Consider the following 24,766-nt stretch of genomic DNA (forward strand, 5'->3'; position numbering starts at 1 on the left):
ACCCTGCAATGAGATGTTAACGACTACCGGTCTTTGCGCCACGCATCTGCGGTCAGTGCCTCGCCAAAATGGCTGGCAATCAGGCGTTTGGTCAAGTCGTGGAGCGGGGAGGCGAGCACATCCGCCGTGCTTCCACGTTCGACCACTTCGCCCTGATGCAGAACCATCACCTGATCGCTGATGTGCTTCATCATACCGATATGCTGAGTCACATAAATGTAGGCAATACCCTGTTTTTCCTGAAGTTCTAACATCAGGTTGATCAGCTGAGAACGCATCGACATATCCAGCGACGCAAGCGCTTCATCGGCAATAATTACCTTCGGACGCAGAATTAATGCCCGGGCCAGACCCAAACGTTGCTTCTGACCCGGGGCGAGCATGTGAGGATAATAGCTGGCGTGATCCGGGAGCAATCCCACCATTCTTAGCGTCTCGATTATCTGCTTCTGACGCGCTTCCGGCTCAAGGTCGGTGTTAAGACGCAGCGGGAAATCGAGGATCTGCGAAATACGTTGGCGAGGATTCAGCGAGGTGCTGGGATCCTGGAAAATCATACGAATATGCTGGCTACGATAGGTGTAATCACCGTAGTGCAGCAAATGGTCGTTAATCACCACTTCACCCGTAGTCGGCTCCACCATGCCCGCCAGCATTTTTGCCAGCGTAGATTTACCTGAGCCGTTTTCACCAATAATCGCCAGCGTCTGTTTTTCTCGTAAGGTGAAACTCAACGGTTTTACGGCGTCAACGTGCTGACGACGAAACAGGCCTGTTCGGTAACGAAACGTTTTACTTAAATTACGCACTTCGAGTAGCGTTTCGACCATTACTGACTCTCCATATTCAGCGGGAAGTGGCAGGCATATAAATGTGTTTTAGCCCCTGTCAGACGCGGCGTTTCAATACATTCACGTTGCGCATAAGGGCAACGTGGCCCGAGTCGACACCCCATCGGCAAATGTTCCAGCAACGGGATGGCACCTGGCATGGTATTCAGGCGGCTTTTGTGCGGCATTGAGCTACCAAAGTCAGGAATAGCACGGATGAGCGCCTGCGTATAAGGGTGGTGCGGGGTGGTGATCAGTTCTTCGCTGGGTGCACTTTCCACCGTTTGCCCACAATACATGACGTTGATTCTGTCCGCCCATTTGCTCAACATCTGCAAGTCATGGCTTATCAGTAAAATCGTGGTGTTGTTGTATTGATTCAGGCGGGTCAGCAATTTGAAAATCTGCAATTGCGTGGTCGGCTCCATGGCGTTTGTCGGCTCATCGGCAATCAACAAACGCGGCTGGTTTGCCAGCGCAATGGCGATCATCACCTTCTGACACTCGCCGTCCGTCAGTTCGTAGGGATAACTGCGCATCGCATCTTTATGGTCTTTAATTCCCACGCGGTGCAACAGTTCGATGGCACGGCGTTTACGCCAGCCAAAACGTTTCCACCAACGGCCTTTAAACGTCCAGCCAGGGATGTTTTGCATCAGCTGGCGCCCGACGCGTTCTGACGGGTCAAGACACGATTGAGGCTCCTGGAAGATCATCGAAACGTTGTGACCAACCAGACGGCGGCGCTCTCGTCCGCTCAGACGTAACAGGTCGATGTCATCAAACCGCATACGGTCAGCGGTAACACGCCAGTTGTCTTTGGTGACGCCACAAATGGCTTTCGCAATCAGGCTTTTACCCGAACCTGATTCGCCGACCAGACCGCGGATTTCCCCTTCGTTGAGTGTCATACTGACGCGGTCAACGGCCTTGACCCAACCATCGGAAGTCATAAATTCGATGGTGAGATTTCGGATATCCAGTAATGGCATTATTGCACCCCCGCATTGATTGCGCGGCGTAATCCATCGCCCAACAAGTTGACCAGCAACACACTGATCATTATAGCCACGCCGGGCAGCATCACGGTCCAGGGCGCCACATAAATCAGCTCAAGTGCATCACCCAACATCGCGCCCCATTCAGGCGACGGAAGCTGCGCGCCCAAATCGAGAAAACCGAGTGCTGCAATATCCAGAATCGCCATGGACAGCGCGCGGGTGATTTCAGTAATCAGGATAGAGGCGGTATTGGGCATCACCGCAAACCACAGGATATTGAGCGTGGAAGCGCCATCCAGACGAGCGGCCACCACGTAATCTTTTTCCAGCTCGTCATGCACGGCGCTGTAGACCGAACGCACCATGCGTGGCAATAACGCCAGCCACACCGCGAACATGGCGTGGACCAGATGCGGCCCGACAAACGCCACCACGATAATTGCCAGCAATAGGGTCGGAATCGATAACAACGTATCCAGAATGTGGTTGAGCACCGCCGATCGCAGGCCATGTGTGGAACCCGCAAAGACACCCAGAATGATCCCGAACACGGCGGCGGCAAGCGTCACAACAAACGCACCACCGACGGTAGGCGCGGCACCGCTTAACAGGCGGCTTAATACATCGCGCCCCAGGTCATCCGTCCCGAGGAAGAACGAAACATCGCCATAACGTGACCACGACGGCGGCAACAATTGATAACCGAGGAATTGCTGATCGATACCATAAGGTGCAAAAACACTGCCAAACACACACAACAGCACCAGTGCCCCGCAACCATACAGGCCAATCATTGCTGTGGTGTCGCCGTAAAATTTTCGCCAGGTCAGTCGCAGCGTACTCGGCGGTCGCTTCTCGCGATAGACGCTATCGTAAGGCATACCATTCCTTATGTGTCAGTGGGTTAGCCATAGCACCCAAAATATCGGAGATAACGTTCACGATGATAACCAGTGAACCAATGACCATGACGCCCGCAGAAATGGCGGTGTAGTCTTGTTGACGGATCGCATTAATAAGCCAGCGTCCAAGCCCAGGCCAGCTGAACACCACTTCGGTGATCATCGCCAGAGTTAACATGGTTGAAAACTGCAAACCCAGGCGTGGAATAACCGGTGGTAGCGCATTGTGCAGCACATGGCGATGGAGAATCGTCAGGCGTGATAAGCCACGCGTTGCCGCAGCTTTAATGTAGTTTTGGTCGAACACATCAATGGTGCTCAGGCGCATTAAGCGCACCACTTCAGTAGTAGGAGCCACGGCAAGCGTCGCGACCGGTAAAATCATATGGCGTATGGCACTCAGGATCATTTCGTCACGATACGGCGAGTCAGACAACCACGCGTCCACCAGGGCAAAACCGGTTACCGACTTCACTTCGTAGAGCAAGTCGAAACGTCCTGAGACAGGCAACCAGCCTAACGTCAGGGAGAAAAACATCGTCAGCAGTAGCGCAAACCAGAATACCGGAATTGAAAAACCGACCAGCGCCAGCGCACTGATAAGCTTATCCTGCCATTTGTTATGCATGATGCCGGCCAGCATCCCCACCGGGATACCGATGAGCAGGGCCAGGCCAAACGCCAGCAAACAGAGTTCCATCGTCGCCGGGAATACGAGACTCAACTGTTCGTTAATCGACTGACCATTAATACTCGAAACGCCGAAATCCCAGTGCAGGATACTCTCAAACCAGAACACCCAAGCGTTCCACAGCGACGCACCTTGTAATGGCGCGTGCGGGGTAAAGTAGTTGAGGCTAAAGCCAATAAAGGTCAGAAAAAACAACGTCACCAGCAATAACAGCAGGCGGCGCAAGGTATAGATGATCATGGTTTTTTCACCTCAACATTTTCACGGGAAACACCCGCAAACGATGCGTTACCAAATGGACTTAGCACCAGCCCTTTAATGTCGTAGCGATAGGCTTGCAGGCGCAGCGAGGAAGCCAGAGGCAGCACCGGCAACTGTTCAGCCAGAATATCCTGCGCTTCGCGATAAGCCTCGATGCGTGACGCCAGTTGCTGAGAAGACAACGCTTTTTGCAGCACTTCATCAAATTTAGGATCACACCAGCGAGCATAGTTGGTCTGCGAACGGATCGCCGCGCAACTTAGCATCGGGCGGAAAAAGCTATCCGGGTCATTACTGTCCGTAGCCCAACCCGCGAGGGTCAGATCGTGATTCATGTCCATTAATCGCGCTTCCTGGAAGCGACCTTCGACCGGCACGATAATCACCTTCACGCCAATTTGCGCCATATCCGCCTGGATAAGTTCCGCAGTTTTTAACGGACTTGGGTTCCACGCCTGCGAACTGGTTGGCACCCACAAGCGCAATTCCAGATTATTCAGCCCCAGTGCTTTTAATTGCTGACGAGCTTTGGTGGGATTGTATTCGGTGATTTTGGAGTCGCTGTCATAGGCCCATGATGCGCGCGGCAAAATAGAAGCGGCAGTTTCAGCGGTGCCGTAGTAAATCGACTGCATCAGGCGCTGGTTGTTAATCGCCAGTGCCAGCGCATGGCGTACTTCCGGGTTATTTAGTGGCGCTTTATTGGTATTGAATGCCAGATAAGCGATGTTCATCCCCGGACGCAAAGTCAGACGCAGGCGCGGGTCATCACGCAAAATCGTCAACTGACTGGCGGCAGGATAGGCGAGCACATCGCATTCGCCGGTAATAAGCTTTGATAAACGCCCGGTACCACCTGAGCCCAAATCCAACACCACTTGCGGCATTAACGGTACGCCGCGCCAGAATTTAGGGTGACGCGCGAGGCGAATATATTGCCCGGAACGATATTCGCTGATCTGGAACGGGCCGGTACCCACCGGTTCGCGGTCCATCATCTCTTTGCGATCGGATTTAGTCAGTTGTGCGGCGTATTCCGCAGACATTACTGAAGCGTAATGCGTCGCCATATGCCACAGGAACGAGGCATCGGGTTTCTCAAGGCGGAACTCAACCGTGTTGCTGTCCAGCTTACGGATACTTTTTACCGAATCCGGGAACTGAAGACTGTCAAAATAGGGGTAATTGCCGCCGTTGACGTTGTGCCATGGATGGTCGCGGTTAAAAACACGCTGGAAGCTGAACACCACATCATCGGCATTGAGTGCGCGGGTCGGTTTAAACCAGGGGGTAGTCTGGAACTGAACGTTTGGGCGCAGATGGAAGCGGTAAGTAGCGCCGTTATCCAGCACTTCCCAGCTCTCAGCTAACTCTGGTACCAGGCGATAAGTATAAGGATCGACGTCTAATAAGCGGTCATATAACTGTGCGGCAAGGGTGTCTACCGTCAAACCGCCGCTCGCCATCTGCGGATTAAAGGTGTTGACCTGACCGCTGACACAATAAACAAATCCGCTGTTACGGATATCTGCTGGCTTTGGGACAGGTGTTGCCGCCGGTGGTGCAGCAAAAGCTACGCCACTCAGGCAGCTAACTGCCAGTAACAGGGAAGATACAATTGCGCGCATAAGTTTTTGAGTTTTCACGGGTGATAGGCAAAGTGTATCGTACTCTTGAAGCCTTCCCAAAATATGTCAGGCTATTTTGCTTTTTTTATAAACAATGCCAGTAAAAAAGGTAATGAAATGCTGTTTTTTGCGGCGTTACGGCCTTCCATCGATGAACAGAAGGCCGAATTTATGCGACTCAGAATGCCACGCTTGCGCTAATCATTGCGTTAAAACCGGTGCTGCTGTGGTCTGCTGCCAGCACATTGACGCCTGCGCCAAGAGTGACATTGCCCGTTGCTGCACTCAGATTAATTCCTGCTTTATACAGGTTGTCACTGTTAAACGCCGACACCTGGTCAATGCCGATGCCATAAAGCGTACCGTGCGAAGTGGATTGTGCATCGCTGAGTAAGCGTTCATAACCGACATTCAGACCTGGGATCAGCGTCCAGTTTCCCGGTGTGAATGGCTTCAGGTTGATATCCAGATTGCTTACGAGACTGGTTTGCGTCTCGTTGCTGCCATCCACATCCATTGCCACTTCGCTGCCGGTTTCCTGAATATCGTCCATATGCAGATGCGTGACTTGCACACCCAGGCTGGGATCAAAGGTCACAACCCCCGGAACCCGCCAACCGATATTTGCCCGTGCACTATAGAACTGACCACTGCTGTCGCCTGTGGCGGTATCAAAACCTTCACCGGGGCGGCGATCGCTCTGGTAATCAATATATCCAGCATTACCCTGCAAGCTGCCGTACAGCCCATCTTGCAAATTGTGTAACGCGTAGCGGCCGCCGAGGGTGATAAATGTCGAGTTGGTTTTGACTTCATCCCCATTGCTGCTGACTTGCCCATGGCTGTAGCCCACGCCGCCGTTTATCGATGCTTGTTGGTGCAGGCGCCAGGTACTGCCGACAATTGCGCCCGCAGAATGTTCATTACTGCTGCTATGCGCGTCACTGCCATTAGTGCCGAGATAACCGTCCATTCCGCTCATCCAGACCGTTGCATCACCGACTGCCAGTTGATCGCCAGAGGTCCAGGGGGCGATTTTGTCATTGATTTGCGAGGCCCCACGCAACAGATAACTTTGCGCATCCGCATGAACTTGCCCACCAATGCGCTTCTCCATGCCGCCCAGCGAACCGCTGTCGATGGCCGATTGCAGGAAATAGTTATAAGCGGTGTAACGCCCGGAAAGAGGGGAATCCTGTAGTGCTATCAGGAATGCAGCACCTGCGGCGGCATTTCCGCTGAAGGACTGCTGGCCGGGTAGCTGCACGTAGCGCACCATTTTCCCACGAAGCACATAAAGGGTTGCCTGATCCAAACCCAGACCTTGTTTCAAATAATTATCAACGCTGCCATAGCTAATCAGAATTTGATCGAATCCCGCTTGTAACCAATTGGCCTGAACCCCCATCAACGTGCGGTAAGTTTCGCCCATGGATGCCGGAAGTGCTGCTACGGTGGCATTGATTCGGGCAGCGGTATATTCATTGGTGGCAAGGTAATCTTGCATAATCGTGGCGGAATCGACGCCCGCTATTGATTGCAGTATTGCTGCCGTCCAGCCGGTTCGGTCTTTGCCAGCGGTACAGTGGAACAAAGCGGCACCGTCAGCTTCGGCCAGCTCCCGGAACACTTGCGAAAGCCCCTGACGTGCATAATTGTTGGTCACGAAATTGCGCTCGCCGTCTTCCATCAGGGTATTCACGCTTGCCGCATTCATTCCTGCCAGTGAGCTGGTAATGCTGCTGGTGCTACCGGACTGACCAATCAGGTCGACATTGATATATTTTGCGCCGCCAGGCAGGGTATCGGGTGTGGTGGCGATTTCTGCTGGGGTACGCAAATCCACCACGGTGGTGATATTCAACGTATTCAAAATGGCCAGATCGGCGGGCGTCGGCGTTAACGCATTCGAACGATAAAACACATCTTCACGCATCACGCCATCATTGCGGGTGGTATAGGCCGTCGTTGTCCCTGCCACATCACGGAAATTATCCATGCCCTGCAAACGCGGAGTATTTAATGTGAGATCGGCCGCCTGAGCGCCACAGCACAAGAGATAAACAATTGTTGCTGCGTAGGTTTTTGTGAGTTTCAAAAGCAATCCTTAAATGAGTTAAACGAAGCGGCGCTGATTGTAGGGATACTTTGTTAAGGATTTGTTTCAACTTCAGCGAAGGAGTGATAAGCAGGCTAATTAAGCGCTGACAAAGTTCTTTGAAAGCAGAGAAACAGAGAGGGAAGGTGAGTCGTTTGGATATTTCGAAAGGATAAAGATAATGGCTGGCGGGAGATGCCAGCCATTAATTTTTATTATTCCCCGGTCTGCACAACCTGATGTTTTTTAAGCAATGCGCGTAACTGATGGTATGTCAGCCCGAGCAGGTCCGCGGCTTTACGTTGGCTGTATTTCGCCTGTTTCAGGCTTTGTTCCACCAGCGCTTTCTCTTGCTCGTTTTGCCAGGTACGTAGATCCATCGGTAAAGTCTGGTGGTATTCCTCACGCGGCACCGAAGGTGCAGGTTTCCGTGCAAACGGGTCAAGAATGACGTCGTCAACCGGCTCGTCGCTAGTGCCATGGCGATAAACTGAACGTTCCACCACGTTTTTTAATTCGCGGATATTCCCCGGCCAGGCGTAGTTCAGCAGAGTTTGCTGCGCGTCTTCGGTAAAACCCGGGAACAACGGGAGTTGTAGCTCGCGACACATCTGAATCGCAAAATGCTCAGCCATCAACATGATATCGGGCTGGCGCTCGCGTAAGGGGGGCAGTGTGACGACATCAAATGCCAGGCGGTCGAGCAAGTCAGCGCGGAATTTCCCTTCTTCTGCAAGTTTTGGCAGATCTGCGTTGGTCGCGCAAACCAGACGCACATTCACTTGTAACGGCTGGCTACCACCGACACGTTCAAGCTCGCCGTATTCCACCACGCGCAATAATTTTTCTTGCACCATCATCGGCGCGGTCGCCAGTTCATCCAGAAACAGCGTGCCGCCATCGGCACGTTCAAAGCGCCCCGGATGGCGTTTTTGTGCGCCAGTAAAGGCACCGGCTTCATGGCCAAAAAGCTCGGAGTCCAGCAGATTATCGTTCAGTGCTGCGCAGTTAAGAGAAATAAAAGGTCCTTGCCAACGACGTGACAAAAAGTGAAGGCGGTTAGCAATCAGCTCCTTACCTGTCCCGCGCTCGCCAATCACTAACACGGGCTTTTCGAGGGGAGCCAGCCGCGAGACTTGCTCCAGCACTTCGAGAAAACTGTTTGCCTCGCCAATCAGGTTATCTTTGCTATCTACCATGATTAAATTAACCAATAGTTAGTGAATTTAACCACTATAACCGTTATGCAAGATGAGTCAAATTTAATCATTCTCTTTAAAATCAAACAAATAAAAAGTTGGCACACCGCTTGCAAAGTGTTTTCGTGAAAGTATTTTGTGCAGGGTGCCAGGCACCTGAAATAATGACTAAAGAGGATTGAATTATGGGTATTTTTTCTCGTTTTGCCGACATCGTGAATGCCAACATCAACTCACTGCTTGAGAAAGCAGAAGATCCGCAGAAGCTGGTACGCCTGATGATTCAGGAAATGGAAGACACACTGGTTGAAGTCCGCTCCACATCGGCTCGTGCGTTGGCTGAAAAGAAACAGCTTTCCCGCCGTGTAGAACTGGCTACCGCTCAGCAAGCCGAATGGCAGGAAAAAGCGGAGCTGGCACTGCGTAAAGATAAAGAAGATCTGGCACGTGCGGCATTGATTGAAAAACAAAAAATGACCGACCTGATCGCCACCCTGGACGATGAAGTGGTGCATGTCGATGAAACTCTGGCGCGTATGAAAAAAGAGATCGGCGAGCTTGAGAACAAACTCAGCGAAACCCGCGCGCGCCAGCAAGCACTCACGCTGCGTCATCAGGCGGCATCGTCTTCACGTGATGTGCGTCGTCAGTTAGACAGCGGCAAAATCGACGAAGCGATGGCTCGATTTGAATCCTTCGAGCGCCGTATTGATCAGATGGAGTCTGAAGCGGAAAGCCACGGTTTCGGCAAACAAAAAAGCCTCGCGACAGAATTTGCAGAGCTGAAAGCAGATGACGAAATCAGCGAACAACTGGCTGCGCTGAAAGCTAAAATGAACACCCAGGATCGTGGATAATTAACACACTGCGGCGTTGCCCGGCAATGCCGCAGTCGTGCCAGACTTGTAAGGAGTACACATGAGCGCGCTTTTTATTGCCATCCCGTTAACGATTTTTGTGTTGTTTGTCGCCCCCATCTGGTTGTGGTTGCATTACAACAATCGCGCTGAAAATGGCGGGCAACTTTCTCAGGGCGAACAACAGCGATTGGCACAACTGACTGACGAAGCACGCCGTATGCGTGAACGTATTCAGGCGCTGGAGCAGATCCTGGATGCAGAACATCCGAACTGGAGAGACAAATAATGGTGAATTCATTTTCCGGTCGTAAATTGTGGCGTATCCCTGAAAAAGGGATGGTGAAAGGGGTGTGTGCAGGTATTGCACAATACCTTGATGTCCCAGTGAAACTGGTACGCCTCATTACCTTTTTAGCGATGATTTTTGGCCTGTTCTTTTTTGTCATGGTGGCCTACATCGCACTGACTTTTATCCTTGATCCGATGCCTGCGGGTGCTGATCAGGTAAAGCCGCAACCTACCAGCCGTGATTTGCTCGATGAAGTCGATGCTGAATTAGCGGCGGGTGAGCAGCGATTGCGTTCCATGGAACGCTATATAACCTCTGATACCTTCACGTTACGTAGCCGTTTCCGCCAGCTTTAATGCTCGATAAAGAGTGATGGGGGGGTTGTAGGGTGGATAAGCGATAGCGTCATCCACCATTTTCCGCGAATTGTCGGATGACGCTACGCTTATCCGACCTGGGAAAAGGCTTTGTCCTAATATCCTTAACCGTTTCACCGGAGGTTTCATGTCCAAATTCCAGACGGCTGCAAACAAAGCGAAGCCAGGCCTGAAAATCGTTGGCAAATTAGTGCTGCTGACGGCTCTGCGTTATGGCCCCGCAGGCGTCGCGGGTTGGGCAGTTAAATCTGTAGCGCGTCGCCCGCTGAAAATGCTGCTGGCACTGATTCTTGAACCCATGATGGCAAAAGTTTTGCGCAAAGTTTCAGCGCGTTACAGCAGCCCGTCAGTGAAGTAATTCTCCTTGCCTGCCTGTTCCGCTCTTTTTTGAGCGGAACATTCCCCCTCTCTACCTTTCCATCCTCTGCTGTTTCATTTTAATTTGCGTTACCTCACAAATATTAATCTTCAGTTCCCACTGCGTTGACAGAAAAATAAACCGGGAGTAGTCTCGCTTTCCGTGGTACCGCTCCCATGGAAAATCAAAATGAAAAAAATTATAGAATTGCTCTCATCCGTTTACGACAGTCAGTTAGATGAATCTGTCATGCAGGCATTTATTTCTAAGGTCGGGCAGGGCAAAGGTCGGCATCTGCAAAAGCGAAAGCAGGGATGGGATGAAACTGATGTGGTGTTAATTACCTACGCCGATCAATTTCACCATAAAAATGAAAAAACCTTAAAAACCCTCAGTGGTTTTTATAATGAGTGGCTAAATAAGACATTCTCTCATATCCATTTATTGCCTTTTTACCCATGGTCGTCTGATGACGGTTTCTCAGTTATTGATTATCATCAGGTCAGCCCTGAGTGTGGTGACTGGCAAGATATCAGGCAATTAAATAAATCAACACGGCTTATGTTCGATTTTGTTTGTAATCATATATCGGCAAAAAGCAATTGGTTTAAGGGCTATCTGGCGGGAAATCCTGATTATCAGAATTTCTTTATTTCGGTCGATCCGAATACTGATTTATCTGCTGTCACTCGTCCGCGAGCGTTACCCTTACTTTCGCCATTCACACTGGCAAATGGTTCGCAAGAATATATTTGGACCACCTTCAGTGACGATCAAATCGACCTAAACTTTGCCAACCCGCAGGTGCTATTGGCGATGGTCGATGTGTTGCTTCACTATCTGAAAGAGGGTGCGGATTATATTCGTCTCGATGCCGTGGGCTACATGTGGAAAACCCCTGGAACACGCTGTATTCACCTTGAGAAAACCCATCAACTGGTGAAGCTGTTCCGTGCCGTGGTCGATGAAGTCGCACCTGGAACTGTATTGATCACCGAGACTAACGTTCCGCACCAGGACAATATTTCCTATCTCGGTAACGGTCATGACGAAGCGCAGATGGTGTATCAGTTCCCGCTACCGCCGCTGGTGCTCCATGCCATTCATACCGGTTCTGCCCGGGTATTAAGCCAATGGGCCAATTCGTTGGGTGATGATAATCATGGCAACACGACCTGGTTTAACTTCCTCGCATCGCATGATGGTATTGGCCTCAACCCGTTGCGCGGGATATTGCCAGAGGAAGATATTTTACAGCTGGTGAATAACCTCCAGGATGAAGGGGCGCTGGTAAACTGGAAAAATAATCCAGATGGTACGCGTAGTCCGTATGAAATAAATGTCACCTATATGGATGCACTTAATCGCCGTGATAGCAGTGATGAAGAAAGATTGGCTCGCTTTATTCTTGCTCATGCCATTTTACTCTCCTTCCCGGGTGTGCCTGCTATTTATGTGCAAAGTATTCTTGGTTCACGTAACGACTATGCTGGCGTCGAAAAACTCGGATATAACCGGGCGATTAACCGTCAAAAGTATGAGCTGGATGAAATTGAAAGCCAGTTGCGTGGTGAAAATACATTGCGTGAGCAGGTATACCAAAAATTATCGCACCTGATTAATGTTCGTAAAAAACAGCCTGCATTCCATCCTGATAGCACTTTTGAAACGCAAAGTATTAATGACAGCCTGTTAGAGATTAAAAGAACCGCAGAAAATGGCAGTCGTATTCTCGCTTTGTTTAACATGAGAGATAAAACGCAGTCAGTCACTTTGCCTGAATATAATTTTGAGGACTTAATGACGGGTCTGAAAATTAATGGAAAGGCAACATACGAAATGCAATCTTACCAGGTGTTATGGCTTAGCTATTAATATAAGGGAATAACCATGAAAACATCAAAAACAATGCTGTTAACAGCATTGGTAGCCACTGCTTTGCTCTCAGGTTGTAAACAGGACGATCCGCAACACATCACGATTGAATTTATGCATTCGTCAGTAGAGCAGGAACGCCAGGCCGTTATCAGCAAATTGATTGAACGTTTCTCCCAGGAAAACCCGCAAATCACGGTGAAACAGGTGCCTGTTGAAGAGGATGCCTATAACACCAAAGTGATCACCCTGGCTCGTTCTGGCTCATTGCCAGAAGTTATCGAAGTCAGCCACGATTACGCCAAAGTCATGGATAAAGAGCAATTGATCGACCGCGACGCCATTAAAACGGTGATCTCAGGCGTGGGTGAAAACAGTTTCTATGACGGCATTTTGCGCGTGGTGCGCACTGAAGATGGTAACGCCTACACCGGCGCACCCATCAGTGCCTGGCTTGGCGGTATCTGGTATCGCAAATCCGCACTGGCGAAGGCCGGGGTGAGTGAGCCGAAAAACTGGACGGAGTTGTTGAATGCGGCGCGCACCATGAATAACAGTGCCAGTAAGAAATACGGCATTGCCTTACCGACCGCAGAAAGCGTCATGACGGAGCAAACCTTCTCTCAATTTGCGCTCTCTAACGGGGCAAACGTATTTGATGCCAACGGTAAAGTCACCGTTAACTCCCCAGCAATGCTGGCTTCGCTCAACTATTATCGCGATCTCGCGCAGTACACCATGCCGGGCTCCAACGATGTTATGGAAATCAAAGACGCCTTCATGAATGGCACCACGCCAATGGCGGTCTATTCCACCTACATTCTGCCTGCTTTCTATAAAGACGGTTCGCCACAGGATCTCGGCTTCGTGGTACCGACAGAAAAATCCCCGGCGGTGTACGGCATGATCACCTCGCTGACGATCACTTCTGGCCAAAGCAAAGAAGAGACAGAAGCGGCACAGAAATTTGTCTCCTACATGGAAAAAGCTCAGAACTCTGCCGATTGGGTTTTGATGTCTCCGGGCGCTGCGTTACCTGTCACCAAAGCGGTAGTACAAACCGATAGCTACAAGAATAACGAAGTGATTAAAGCCTTCGGCGATTTGCCTGCCGAGTTGATTGCCCAGTTCCCCAACGTGCAGGTGTTTGGTTCGGTGGGGGAGAAAAACTTTACCCGTATGGGCGATATCACTGGTTCCGCAATTTTAAGTGAAATGGTCAACCAGGTAACGGTCGGCAAGCAAGCCACTGTTCCGGCGTTAGATAACAGCCAACAGCGCATTGTCGAATTGATGAAGCAGCACTGAACCCTACAGGATAAGTCATGATGAAAAAGTGGTTCTCAGGCCGCTCTGATATGCCATTTGCCATGATGTTGCTTGCCCCCAGCTTGGTGTTGCTGGGGGGATTAGTGGCATGGCCGATGCTATCGAACATCGAAATCAGTTTTCTGCGCTTGCCGCTTAACCCCAACATCAGCTCGCGGTTTATCGGGCTGGAAAACTACATCAATATCCTCAGCGAAGCAGCGTTCTGGCAATCGTTATGGACCACTTTCTGGTACACCGCGTTGGTCGTGCTGGGCAGTACGGGTTTAGGGCTGGGCGTAGCGCTGTTTTTCAACCGCGAATTTCGTTTACGCAAAACGGCCCGTTCACTGGTGATCCTTTCTTATGTTACGCCATCTATCTCGTTGGTATTTGCATGGAAATACATGTTCAACAGCGGGTACGGGATCGTGAACTACCTTGGCGTGGACGTGCTACACATGTTTGACGAAGCACCGTTGTGGTTTGACAACCCTGGCAGCAGTTTCTTCCTGGTGGTGCTTTTCGCCGTCTGGCGTTACTTCCCGTATGCATTTATCTCGTTCCTGGCGATTTTACAGACTATCGATAAATCGTTGTACGAGGCGGCTGAAATGGACGGCGCGAACGGTTGGCAGAAATTCAAAATTGTCACCCTCCCGGCAATTATGCCGGTGCTGGCGACCGTCATCACGCTGCGCACCATCTGGATGTTCTACATGTTTGCCGATGTCTGGCTATTGACTACCAAAGTCAACATTCTCGGCGTCTATCTCTATAAAACGGCCTTTGCCTTTAATGACTTAGGTAAAGCAGCCGCGATATCAGTGGTGCTGTTCGTCATCATCTTCGCAGTGATCCTGCTGACCAGAAAACGGGTGAACCTCAAATGACTGCAAATAACCGTAAATTGTTAGGGCGCGCGGGCTTTTACTGTGGGCTGGCACTCTTCCTGGTGGTCACGCTTTTCCCGTTCTTCGTGATGCTGATGACCTCATTTAAAAGCCCGAAAGAAGCGATTTCGCTACATCCGACCATCTTCCCGCAAGAGTGGACCTTGCAGCACTACATCGACATTTTTAACCCGACTATTTTCCCGTTTTTAACGTATTTCAAAAATAGCCTGGTGGTGTCGCTGATTTCGTCGGGAATTGCGGTGTTGATTGGCATTCTCGGCGCGTATGCACTCTCCAAACTGCGCTTCAAAGGGCGCATGACCATCAACGCCAGTTTCTATGCGGTATACATGTTTTCCGGCATTTTGCTGGTAGTTCCCCTGTTCAAAATCATTACCGCACTGGGGATTTACGACACCGAACTGGCACTGATTATCACCATGGTTACCCAGACTCTGCCCACCGCGGTCTTCATGCTGAAAAGCTACTTCGACACCATTCCCGATGAGATTGAAGAGGCGGCGATGATGGACGGTTTAAACCGCCTGCAAATCATCTTTTATATCACCGTACCGCTGGCGATTTCCGGACTGGTTTCAGTGTTCGTCTACTGCTTTATGGTGGCGTGGAACGACTATCTCTTTGCCTCAATTTTCCTCTCCAGCTCTGCAAACTTCACGCTGCCAGTAGGGTTAAGCACGCTGTTTAGCACACCGGATTACGTGTGGGGAAGAATGATGGCGGCTTCGCTGGTAACCGCACTGCCAGTGGTGGTGATGTACGCACTTTCCGAGCGCTTTATCAAAAGTGGCCTGACCGCGGGTGGCGTTAAAGGTTGAACACTTGTCGGATGGCGCTTGCGCTTATCCGACCTACGAAAATCATATGTAGCCTTAGTAGGGTGGATAAGCGCAGCGTCATCCCCCACAAAATTTAAACATTGGAGTTGAGCAATGAAGAAGTTAATCGCAAGCGCACCGCGCGTAGCCCAGTTAGTGGAATATGAAGATCGCCCGGTACAGGCTCATGAAGTAAAAATTAAGGTCGCATTCGGCGCACCAAAGCATGGCACGGAAGTGGTGGATTTCCGCGCGGCCAGCCCATTTATCGATGAAGAGTTCAACACCGAGTGGAACCTGTTTGTACCGCGTGCAGAAGGTGCCGCGCGCGGCATTGAATTCGGTAAATTCCAGCTCGGTAATATGGTGGTGGGTGAAATCATCGAGCTCGGGACAGAGGTGACTGAATACCAAATCGGCGACCAGGTCTGCACCTACGGCCCGTTGCAGGAAACCTTTATTACCAATGCGCTTAACAACTACAAGCTGCGCAAAATGCCAGCCGGCGCGAGCTGGAAGAACGCTGTTTGCTACGATCCGGCGCAGTTCGCCATGAGTGGCGTGCGTGACGGCAATGTGCGCGTAGGAGATTTTGTCGTGGTTGTTGGGTTGGGGGCCATCGGTCAGATTGCCGTTCAACTGGCGAAGAAAGCAGGCGCATCCATGGTTATCGGTGTCGATCCTATCGAACATCGCTGTGAAATCGCCAGGAAACATGGTGCAGATTTTTGCTTTAACCCAATCGGCACCGACGTCGGGCTGGAAATCAAAAAAATCACTCACAAGCTGGGCGCGGACGTCATCATCGAAACCAGTGGTAACGATCAGGCGCTGCAAGCCGCACTGCGCGGTATCGCTTACGGCGGCACCATCTCTTACGTCGCATTCGCTAAACCGTTCCACGATTTCAATCTGGGGCGCGAGGCGCATTTCAACAACGCCAAAATAATCTTCTCCCGTGGCAGCAGCGAACCGAATCCGGACTACCCGCGCTGGGATCGTAAACGTATTGAAGAAACCTGTTGGGAATTGCTGATGAACGGTTATCTGAATTGCGAAGACCTGATTGACCCCGTTGTGCCCTTCCATGAGAGCGCAGAGAGCTATATGAAATATGTCGATCAGCACCCTGACTTGAGCATCAAGATGGGCGTGACTTTCTAATTTACCGTCGTCTTTCAGGTTGCAGGTGTGTTGGCTGCGTTCGTGCCCCCCAGTCACTTACTTGAGTAAGCTCCGGGGGATTTACTCTCTTGCCGCCTTCCTGCACCCCCGAAACACGTAGGGAAACATTTTAAGGATTTAAAACATGAAAATTGGTACTCAAAATCAGGCGTTTTTCCCGGCAGATATTCTGGAAAAGTTTAAATATATTAAAGCGATGGGCTTCGACGGTTTTGAAATCGACGGCAAGCTCTTGGTGGAAAACGTTCAGGCAGTAAAAGCAGCAATTGCTGAAACCGGGTTACCCGTGACCACGGCTTGTGGCGGCTACGATGGCTGGATTGGCGATTTTATTGAAGAACGCCGTCTGAATGGCTTGCAACAAATTGCGCGTATTCTCGAAGCGCTCGCAGAAGTGGGGGGGAAAGGCATTGTAGTCCCCGCAGCCTGGGGAATGTTTACTTACCGGTTACCCCCAATGAACTCACCACGCAGCCAGGCGGGGGATCGTAAAGCCGTCAGTGATTCACTGCGTTTCCTCGATGAAGTCACAGCGCGTACCGGGACCACCGTTTATCTGGAACCGCTCAACCGCTATCAGGATCATATGATCAACACCCTCGCGGATGCTCGTTCTTATATCGAAGAAAATCAGCTCAAACACACGCAAATTATCGGCGACTTCTATCACATGAATATTGAAGAAGACGATATCAGTACGGCGTTTCATGCCAACCGCGATCTGCTTGGACACGTACATATTGCTGATAACCATCGTTACCAGCCAGGTAGCGGCAGCATCGATTTCAAAAAACACTTTGAGCAACTTCGTGCTGATGGCTATGACGGGTTCATCGTCTACGAAGGGCGTATTCGTGCTGAAGATCCGGCGGCGGCTTATCTGCAATCGCTGAATTTTTTGCGTACCTGCTAAGAGGCAACGTGAGATGAGTCGAAAACTCAGGGTGGCAATTATCGGTGCCGGGCAGGTCGCGGAAACCGTACATGCGTCGTATTACCTGACACGGGATGAACTTGAAATGGTGGCTGTCGTGGACAGCCACACTGAACGCGCGCAGTCATTTGCAGACAGGCTGGGCATTCCGTATGCGTTTAACGATATGGAGGAAATGCTTCGCCAGTGCCAGCCCGACATCGTCAGTGTCTGCACGCCAAACCGTTTCCACCATCAGCATGTGATGCAGGCGTTGAAAAACGGCTGCCATGTTATGTGTGAAAAACCACCCGCCATGTCGCCAGAGCAGGCGGCAGAAATGCGTGATGCGGCGCGCCTTGCGGGAAAAGTGCTGGCATATGATTTCCATCACCGTTTTGCGGCCGATACCCAATTACTGCGTGAGCAAGTAGTCGCCGGCACTCTTGGTGAAATTTATGTCACCAACGCGAAAGCATTGCGCCGCTGCGGGGTTCCGGGCTGGGGTGTCTTCACCAATAAAGAGTTGCAGGGTGGAGGTCCGTTAATCGACATCGGCATTCATATGCTGGATGCGGCGATGTATGTACTCGGTTTTCCGGCTGTTCGGCGCGTGTCGGCACATTCATTTCAGAAACTGGGCACGCGTAAACATAACGGCCAGTTCGGCGAATGGGACCCGAAAACCTACACCGTAGAAGATGCATTGTTTGCCACCATCGAGTTTCATAACGGCGGTATTTTGCGCCTGGAAACGTCTTTTGCACTGAATATTGAGCAACAGTCGGTGATGAACGTGCAGTTTTGTGGGGATAACGCCGGGGCGACGTTATTCCCGGCGCATATTTATCAGGATGATGCAGGTCGATTGGTGACGTTGTCACAAAGAGAGGCCGCAGATGATAACCGTCATTTCAAAAGCATGAAGGCCTTTATTGATCATGTACTTGGTGCACCCGTCAGCATTGCTGATGCGGAGCAGGGCTATCTTATTCAGCAACTGGTCGCGGCAATCTACTGCGCGGCGGAATCAGGAGCGAGCATCGATTTATGAGCACTCTAACGCGACTGAAAGAAGCGCAATTCAACCCCCATACGCTGAATAAATTTGCCACGCTGATGGCTGCGGGCAACGGTTATCTGGGGTTGCGAGCCTGTCATGAAGAAGCCTACACCGAGCAGACTCGTGGCATGTATCTGGCCGGTTTCTACCACCGGAGTTCGTCTGCGGAATCAACAGAACTGGTGAATCTCCCGGACGTTCTGCACATGCGTATTGAACTGGATGGTGAACTGTTTACGCTGCTTTCGGGCACGATTGTTGATTACCAGCGCCATCTGGATTTTAGCTGTGGGGAATTGCGCCGTAGCCTTGTGTGGCTTGCGCCAAACAAGAAGCGTTACCAGATTGAATGCCAAAGATTTTTATCCGCAGCACAACATTCGTTGCTGTGTTCACGGATTGCGATTACGCCGCTTGATGATGATGCGAATGTGACAATCAGCACCGGCATCGACGCCACGCAAACTAACTCTGGCCGCCAGCATCTGGATGAAACCAGCGTCCGGGTATTCGAACAACGCTATCTGCAAGGCTGTTACCGTACGCTGGATGGTAGCAACGAAGTGGTCATCAGCAGTTTTTGCGCACTGCCAACAAACGCATGCAGCAGCTTCTATGCAAAGAATCGCCGTCTGACGCAGCACTGCAGCGGTAAAGTCGCCAAAGGCGACGCCTTTATAATGGTAAAAACTAACTGGATTGCCAGTTCACTGGATGCAGATTATCACGCTGAAAGTTGTAGCGAACAGGTGCTGAATAAGCTGGTGCAGTGCGTTGAACGAGGCTACGAGCAACTACTGGCTGAATCTTCCAGAGAATGGGATTCCTGGTGGCAAAAAAGTCGCGTTGTGGTCGAAAGTGAGGATCCAGAGGATCAACATGCACTGGATTTCGCGCTCTATCATCAATTTGCCATGACGCCGACACACAGCGAGCGATGCAGTATTGCGGCCAAAGGGCTGACGGGGGAAGGTTATAAAGGGCACATCTTCTGGGATACCGAAGTCTTCCTGTTACCATTCCATATGCTCACACAGCCCGGGATCGCTCGTCAGTTATTGAGCTATCGCTGGCACAATCTTCCTGGCGCGCAGGCAAAGGCGAAGAAAAATGGTTTCCAGGGGGCATTATTCCCATGGGAAAGCGCGTGGTCTGGCGAGGAAGAAACGCCCGAGTTTGCGGCAATCAATATTCGCACGGGTTTACGCCAGAAGGTCGCGTCGGCGTTGGCTGAACATCATCTTGTGGCGGATATCGCCTGGGCGGTGGATGCGTATTACCAGGTCACCCGCGATGACACATTTATGCGAGAACGCGGTCTGACTCTGTTACTGGAAACCGCGCGATTCTGGATTAGCCGTGCTGTAGAGATCAACGGAAGGCTGGAACTCCACGATGTTATCGGCCCGGACGAGTACACCGAACACATTGATAACAATGCGTATACCAACTATCTGGCCTGGCACAATGTCGAGCGCGCAAAGCATTACTTGCAGCAATTCGCTATTCATGACGCAGATTTCGTCTGTCAGGCCGATGATTTCCTTGAGCGTATTTGGCTGCCCGTAGCCAGTCCTGAAAACCTGATTGCCCAGGACGATAGTTTCCTGAGTAAACCGACTCTCGATCTCACGCACTACAAAGCTCAGCAGGGGACTCAGGCGATTTTGCTCGACTATTCGCGCGCTGAAGTCAACGAGATGCAGATCCTTAAACAGGCCGATGTGGTGATGCTGACTTACATGTTGCCGTGGCTGTTTTCTCCCGCGCAACTGCAGGCTAATCTCGACTATTACGAGCCTCGCACCATTCATGACTCATCGCTCAGCAAAGCCATTCATGGAGTGATTGCAGCGCGTTGTGGCCGCCTGGAACAGGCTTATCAATTCTGGCAGCAGGCTTGTCTTATCGATCTCGGTGACGATCCACACAGTTGCGATGACGGTATTCACGCTGCGGCAACAGGGGCTATCTGGCTGGGGGCGGTGCAGGGGTTTGCCGGACTCACCGTTGAACAAGGCCAATTGCGTCTGAACCCACGTTTACCCGTGGCGTGGCAATCCATATCGCTGCCGTTTATCTGGCGAGGCGTACACATTCATTTGACGATCACTCACCAGCACGTGACGCTTTCCACGTCATCAGATGAACCGCTGGAAATCTGGGTTGCGGATAAATGTCTCTCTATTGTTGGGGGCGAAACCGTTTCATTAGCCGGGTTTTTCACGCCCGCACATGGGAGCGGTACCACGAAAGGGGCTGTGCAATGAAACCTAAGGCGGTGATTTTCGATTTAGACGGCGTGATTACCGATACCGCTCATCTGCATTTCCTCGCCTGGCAGCGAGTCGCCAGTGAGATTGGTATCGAAATCGACGAGCAGATTAATGAACAGCTCAAAGGCATCAGCCGGATGGACTCTCTGGCGCGAATTTTGTGCGTCGGTGGGGTTGAGCAGCATGTTGACCAGCAGGAGCGAATCAGACTCGCTGCGCGCAAAAACGCACTCTACGTTGCCTCTTTGCAGCAGTTAAAACCTGATTCAGTGTTGCCGGGTATTGCGGAGTTACTCGAAGAACTCCATCGCAATAACGTGCCTGTTGGTCTGGCTTCTGTATCGCTTAACGCTCCGCGCATTCTTGAGGCGTTGGGACTTCAGGAACAGTTCGACTTTTGCGCCGATGCCAGCCAAATCCAGCATTCAAAACCCCATCCAGAAATTTTCCTCGCTGCCTGTGCAGGGCTTGGTGTATGTGCCGTGCACTGTATCGGTATTGAAGATGCACAGGCGGGTATCGAGGCGATTAACGCAAGCGGCATGCTTTCGGTGGGAATTGGTAAACAGCTTGAACACGCCGATTTGCTTCTGCCTTCAACGGGGGAATTGAGCTGGCCGCTTCTGCAAACATTCTGGTTAACCCAACACAGCGCACATGTTGTGTGAGAAAAGGAACAAGTGATGGCACAACTCTCGTTGCAGCACATTCAGAAGATTTATAACAACCACGTTCATGTGGTGAAAGATTTCACACTGGAAATTGAAGATAAAGAATTCATCGTATTTGTTGGGCCTTCAGGGTGTGGAAAATCAACGACCTTGCGCATGATTGCCGGGCTTGAAGAAATTAGCGGGGGAGAACTGCTGATTGACGGGGTCTGCATGAATGATGTGCCGGCAAAATCTCGCGGCATTGCGATGGTTTTCCAGAACTATGCGCTTTATCCGCATATGTCGGTCTACGACAACATGGCGTTTGGCCTGAAAATGCAGAAGCTGGACACCAAAGTCATTGATGAACGAGTGCAGTGGGCGGCGTCCATTCTTGGGCTGAAAACGTATCTCGATCGCAAACCGGCGGCCTTATCCGGCGGGCAGCGCCAGCGTGTGGCGCTTGGCCGAGCCATTGTTCGGGAAGCGGGCGTTTTCCTGATGGATGAACCGCTTTCAAACCTCGATGCAAGGCTACGGGTGCAGATGCGCGCAGAAATCAGCAAGCTGCATCAGAAGTTAAATACCACCATGATTTATGTCACTCATGATCAGACCGAGGCCATGACAATGGCGACACGTATTGTGATCATGAAAGATGGAATTATCCAACAGGTGGGAGCGCCTAAAACCGTTTATAACCATCCGGCAAATATGTTTGTCGCCGGATTTATCGGTTCACCATCGATGAACTTTATTCGTGGCACGCTGGATAACGGTTGTTTTGTCACGGAAACACTCAAACTGCCGATTCCAGCCAATAAATATGCCGCTATGTGTGCCGGGAATTATCAGCATCAGCCAGTGATATTAGGTATTCGCCCGGAGGATATTATTGCAGTAACGCAAGGTGAAGGAATTGATGCACATATTACTGTGGCTGAACTTACCGGTGCGGAGTTTATGTTGTACGCCACAGTCGGAGGGCATGAACTGACATTACGTGCCAGTGCAGATGTTGATTATCGGGCAGCTCAAAATATAAAAATCGCATTCGATATGAACAAAAGCCATTTCTTTGATGCTGAAACGGAATGCGCTATTAGCTAATTAAAACTTTGTACCCCACCGGGAATAGACTTCCCGGTATTTTCTTAAGTTGATATTTGACAAGGATCATCACAATGAAAAAACTGATGCAATGCACGGTGCTGGCCGCCTGTGCAGGAACGGCTTGCGTACAAGCAGCGGATGACAACGCGTGGCATTATAACATTGGCGCAATGTACGAAATTGAAAACGTTGAAGGGCAGGCGGATGATAAAGATGGTTTATACGAACCTTCTGTTTACTTCAATGCCAGTTACGGAGCATGGACAATAGCATTGACCATGTATCAGGAAGGTTCAGCAGACTACAGCAACTTTACACGCGGCACCTATTTTAATCGCCCGGAAATGGACATCCGCTATCAATTTATTGATAACGAAAAAGGTTCTCTGGGTTTCACTGGCGGCATTCGTAATTATGGTTATCATTTCAAAAATGATGACGGTTCAAATAACGGAACGGCTAATACGCAACGCTACAAATTCCAGCCAGACTGGAATATCAATATTAACAATGACTGGAGTTTCAGTGGCTGGTTGGCGTATTACCGCTTTGACAACGATCTAGACCAAACAGGTTATTCTGACAGCCGTGTCGAAACGGAAACCGGGTTTACCTGGAAAATTAATGAAACCGTTTCGTTACGTACAAATTACTATTTAGAGCGCGGATTTAATACCGACAGCGATAAAAATAACGGCGAATTTTCAACCCAGGAAATACGCGCTTACGTGCCGATTTCACTAGGCAATACCACGCTGACACCCTACACCCGTCTCGGTCTGGATCGCTGGTCAAACTGGGACTGGTCAGACGATATTGACCGCGAAGATCACGACTATAATCGCCTCGGCATGCTGTACGCCTATGATTTCCAGAATGGCCTTTCAATGACGCTGGAATACGCCTACGAGTGGGAACACCATGATGAAGGTGCAGATGACAAATTCCACTATGCCGGGATTGGCGTGAATTACGGGTTCTGAGTCCCACCCGTTGTGTCGCATTAGGTTTGCCATTTGGTTTTGTAGGGGGTAAGCGATAGCGTCATCCACCATTTACGCCAGTGGTGTCAGATGACGCTGCGCTTATCCAACCTGTGAAGAGGCTTACGTAATCGAGTCAGTCAACGTAATCACGGTTGGAATGATCGTTCTGCCTGGAGCCATTTTCCCTGTTATTTTATCAAATAACAGGGCGCTGCCCGCCGTGCCTAATTGCAGCGTTGGCACTTCAATTCCCCCCGGCGGGGGTGAAAGTAAAAAACTCAGCATGTCATTGCTGTAACCGACTACCGAAAGTTGCTGCGGAATAGCGATGCCTTTTTCATGAGCAATACGATAAATACTCATTAATTTAAGACTGTCTGTGGCAAATATCGCTTCAGGTAACTCTGGCGCACTTAATAGTTTTTGCGCAGCCTCAAGTGCCGTCTCATTGGTATAACCCCCATCCACAATCCACTCTTGCGGCAGGTTGATGTCGTGTTCTTTCAGGCAATCTTTAAATCCTGCGAGCCGGTCTACCGATACATGATAATCGAGTGGTGCATGCAGGCAGGCTATTTTACGATGACCTTTATTCAGTAATGTTTCGGTCAGCGCAATGCTGTCGTGATAATTATCGGTATCCACCGAACAAACATGCCTGAACTCACCATCCACTTTTCCAATAACCACCACCGGAATAGCGTACTGATCTAACTCTTCAAAAAATGATTCGTCAGTAGGGGAACTGAGCATAATAATGCCTTTAATCATTTTTTGTTTAATTTTACTGACACACTTCTGTAGGTCTTCTTTGCTGTTTTTAGACGTCTGCAAAATGACGTCAAAACCTTCCTGTTCCGCTCGCGCTGTAATGGCATGCAGAACTTCTGAGAAGAATGGATTTCCCGCCGTGGTCTTTGTCGAGCGCGTTGAGATAACCATAATTGCGTCAAAACCCGAGGATGTGAGGGCTCGGGCTAATTTATTAGGCTGGTAATTCAGCTCTTCAATCGCTTTTAAAACCCGCTCGAGCGCTTCCGGGGAAATATTAGTCTGCTTATTTAATACGCGCGATACGGTAGATTTGGAAACATTCGCCAAACGAGCAATATCATAAATGGTGGGCGACATGACTGAACCGGTCCTGTTCTGCGCCAAAAGATAA

General features: G+C 50.5%; 23 protein-coding genes. 15 read left to right on the plus strand and 8 right to left on the minus strand.

Annotated elements, in window-relative coordinates:
* Positions 1–23 precede the first annotated feature (23 nt).
* From sapF to pspF, 7 genes are all read right to left on the minus strand, one after another.
* Positions 24–830 carry a putrescine export ABC transporter ATP-binding protein SapF gene (gene sapF / locus WBL83_RS10795; protein ID WP_424589137.1) on the minus strand — a complete coding sequence of 269 codons (807 nt, stop codon included), beginning with the start codon at positions 828–830 and terminating at the stop codon, positions 24–26.
* Positions 830–1,822 (minus strand): putrescine export ABC transporter ATP-binding protein SapD, encoded by a 993-nt coding sequence (gene sapD, locus WBL83_RS10800; protein ID WP_424589138.1) that lies wholly within the window; start codon positions 1,820–1,822, stop codon positions 830–832. The genes sapF and sapD overlap by 1 nt, the downstream gene beginning before the upstream one ends.
* Positions 1,822–2,712, minus strand: a complete 891-nt coding sequence (gene sapC / locus WBL83_RS10805) for a putrescine export ABC transporter permease SapC (protein WP_424589139.1) — start codon at positions 2,710–2,712, stop codon at positions 1,822–1,824. The genes sapD and sapC overlap by 1 nt, the downstream gene beginning before the upstream one ends.
* Positions 2,699–3,664, minus strand: a complete 966-nt coding sequence (sapB, locus tag WBL83_RS10810; protein ID WP_424589140.1) for a putrescine export ABC transporter permease SapB — start codon at positions 3,662–3,664, stop codon at positions 2,699–2,701. Before sapB ends, sapC begins: the two co-directional genes overlap by 14 nt.
* Positions 3,661–5,313 carry an ABC transporter substrate-binding protein SapA gene (sapA, locus tag WBL83_RS10815; protein ID WP_424589141.1) on the minus strand — a complete coding sequence of 551 codons (1,653 nt, stop codon included), beginning with the start codon at positions 5,311–5,313 and terminating at the stop codon, positions 3,661–3,663. Before sapA ends, sapB begins: the two co-directional genes overlap by 4 nt.
* 178 nt (positions 5,314–5,491) lie before the next feature.
* Positions 5,492–7,411 (minus strand): tyrosine-protein phosphatase, encoded by a 1,920-nt coding sequence (locus WBL83_RS10820; RefSeq protein WP_424589142.1) that lies wholly within the window; start codon positions 7,409–7,411, stop codon positions 5,492–5,494.
* A gap of 215 nt (positions 7,412–7,626) precedes the next feature.
* Complete coding sequence (gene pspF, locus WBL83_RS10825) at positions 7,627–8,625, minus strand: phage shock protein operon transcriptional activator (RefSeq protein ID WP_424589143.1); 999 nt, start codon at positions 8,623–8,625, stop codon at positions 7,627–7,629.
* A 170-nt stretch (positions 8,626–8,795) separates the two neighbouring features.
* On the opposite strand from pspF, the gene pspA reads away from it, so the two are divergent.
* From pspA to WBL83_RS10900, 15 genes are all read left to right on the plus strand, one after another.
* Positions 8,796–9,467, plus strand: a complete 672-nt coding sequence (gene pspA / locus WBL83_RS10830; protein ID WP_424589144.1) for a phage shock protein PspA — start codon at positions 8,796–8,798, stop codon at positions 9,465–9,467.
* 61 nt (positions 9,468–9,528) lie between these two features.
* Positions 9,529–9,756, plus strand: coding sequence for an envelope stress response membrane protein PspB (gene pspB / locus WBL83_RS10835; RefSeq protein WP_424589145.1), 228 nt, complete (start codon positions 9,529–9,531; stop codon positions 9,754–9,756).
* Positions 9,756–10,115: an envelope stress response membrane protein PspC gene (pspC, locus tag WBL83_RS10840; RefSeq protein WP_424589146.1), complete on the plus strand. Its 360-nt coding sequence runs from the start codon at positions 9,756–9,758 to the stop codon at positions 10,113–10,115. Before pspB ends, pspC begins: the two co-directional genes overlap by 1 nt.
* A 148-nt stretch (positions 10,116–10,263) precedes the next feature.
* A complete protein-coding gene (gene pspD, locus WBL83_RS10845; protein WP_115628476.1) occupies positions 10,264–10,494 on the plus strand; it encodes a phage shock protein PspD in 231 nt (76 codons plus the stop codon).
* Positions 10,495–10,683: 189 nt separating this feature from the next.
* On the plus strand, positions 10,684–12,369 hold the full coding sequence (locus tag WBL83_RS10850; RefSeq protein WP_424589147.1) for a sugar phosphorylase: 1,686 nt from the start codon (positions 10,684–10,686) through the stop codon (positions 12,367–12,369).
* Positions 12,370–12,384: 15 nt separating this feature from the next.
* Positions 12,385–13,677 carry an ABC transporter substrate-binding protein gene (locus WBL83_RS10855; RefSeq protein WP_424589148.1) on the plus strand — a complete coding sequence of 431 codons (1,293 nt, stop codon included), beginning with the start codon at positions 12,385–12,387 and terminating at the stop codon, positions 13,675–13,677.
* Positions 13,678–13,697: 20 nt separating this feature from the next.
* Positions 13,698–14,570 carry a carbohydrate ABC transporter permease gene (locus WBL83_RS10860; protein WP_424589372.1) on the plus strand — a complete coding sequence of 291 codons (873 nt, stop codon included), beginning with the start codon at positions 13,698–13,700 and terminating at the stop codon, positions 14,568–14,570.
* The gene (locus WBL83_RS10865) at positions 14,567–15,412 is read left to right on the plus strand and encodes a carbohydrate ABC transporter permease (RefSeq protein WP_424589149.1); all 846 of its coding nucleotides are present in this window, start codon (positions 14,567–14,569) and stop codon (positions 15,410–15,412) included. The genes WBL83_RS10860 and WBL83_RS10865 overlap by 4 nt, the downstream gene beginning before the upstream one ends.
* A 114-nt stretch (positions 15,413–15,526) precedes the next feature.
* A complete protein-coding gene (locus tag WBL83_RS10870; protein WP_424589150.1) occupies positions 15,527–16,576 on the plus strand; it encodes a zinc-dependent alcohol dehydrogenase in 1,050 nt (349 codons plus the stop codon).
* A gap of 145 nt (positions 16,577–16,721) precedes the next feature.
* Positions 16,722–17,510 carry a sugar phosphate isomerase/epimerase family protein gene (locus WBL83_RS10875; RefSeq protein WP_424589151.1) on the plus strand — a complete coding sequence of 263 codons (789 nt, stop codon included), beginning with the start codon at positions 16,722–16,724 and terminating at the stop codon, positions 17,508–17,510.
* A 13-nt stretch (positions 17,511–17,523) separates the two neighbouring features.
* Positions 17,524–18,564 carry a Gfo/Idh/MocA family protein gene (locus WBL83_RS10880; protein WP_424589152.1) on the plus strand — a complete coding sequence of 347 codons (1,041 nt, stop codon included), beginning with the start codon at positions 17,524–17,526 and terminating at the stop codon, positions 18,562–18,564.
* Entirely contained in the window at positions 18,561–20,843 is a 2,283-nt protein-coding gene (locus tag WBL83_RS10885; protein WP_424589153.1) for a glycoside hydrolase family 65 protein, read from the plus strand. Before WBL83_RS10880 ends, WBL83_RS10885 begins: the two co-directional genes overlap by 4 nt.
* Positions 20,840–21,517 (plus strand): beta-phosphoglucomutase, encoded by a 678-nt coding sequence (pgmB, locus tag WBL83_RS10890; protein WP_424589154.1) that lies wholly within the window; start codon positions 20,840–20,842, stop codon positions 21,515–21,517. The genes WBL83_RS10885 and pgmB overlap by 4 nt, the downstream gene beginning before the upstream one ends.
* A gap of 15 nt (positions 21,518–21,532) precedes the next feature.
* Entirely contained in the window at positions 21,533–22,612 is a 1,080-nt protein-coding gene (locus tag WBL83_RS10895; RefSeq protein ID WP_424589155.1) for an ABC transporter ATP-binding protein, read from the plus strand.
* Between the two features lie 74 nt (positions 22,613–22,686).
* The gene (locus tag WBL83_RS10900; RefSeq protein WP_424589156.1) at positions 22,687–23,598 is read left to right on the plus strand and encodes an OmpG family monomeric porin; all 912 of its coding nucleotides are present in this window, start codon (positions 22,687–22,689) and stop codon (positions 23,596–23,598) included.
* 123 nt (positions 23,599–23,721) lie between these two features.
* On the opposite strand, the gene WBL83_RS10905 is transcribed toward WBL83_RS10900, so the two are convergent.
* Positions 23,722–24,732, minus strand: a complete 1,011-nt coding sequence (locus tag WBL83_RS10905) for a LacI family DNA-binding transcriptional regulator (protein ID WP_424589157.1) — start codon at positions 24,730–24,732, stop codon at positions 23,722–23,724.
* Positions 24,733–24,766 lie beyond the last annotated feature (34 nt).

Source organism: Buttiauxella sp., assembly GCF_049686335.1.
Lineage (GTDB): Bacteria > Pseudomonadota > Gammaproteobacteria > Enterobacterales > Enterobacteriaceae > Buttiauxella.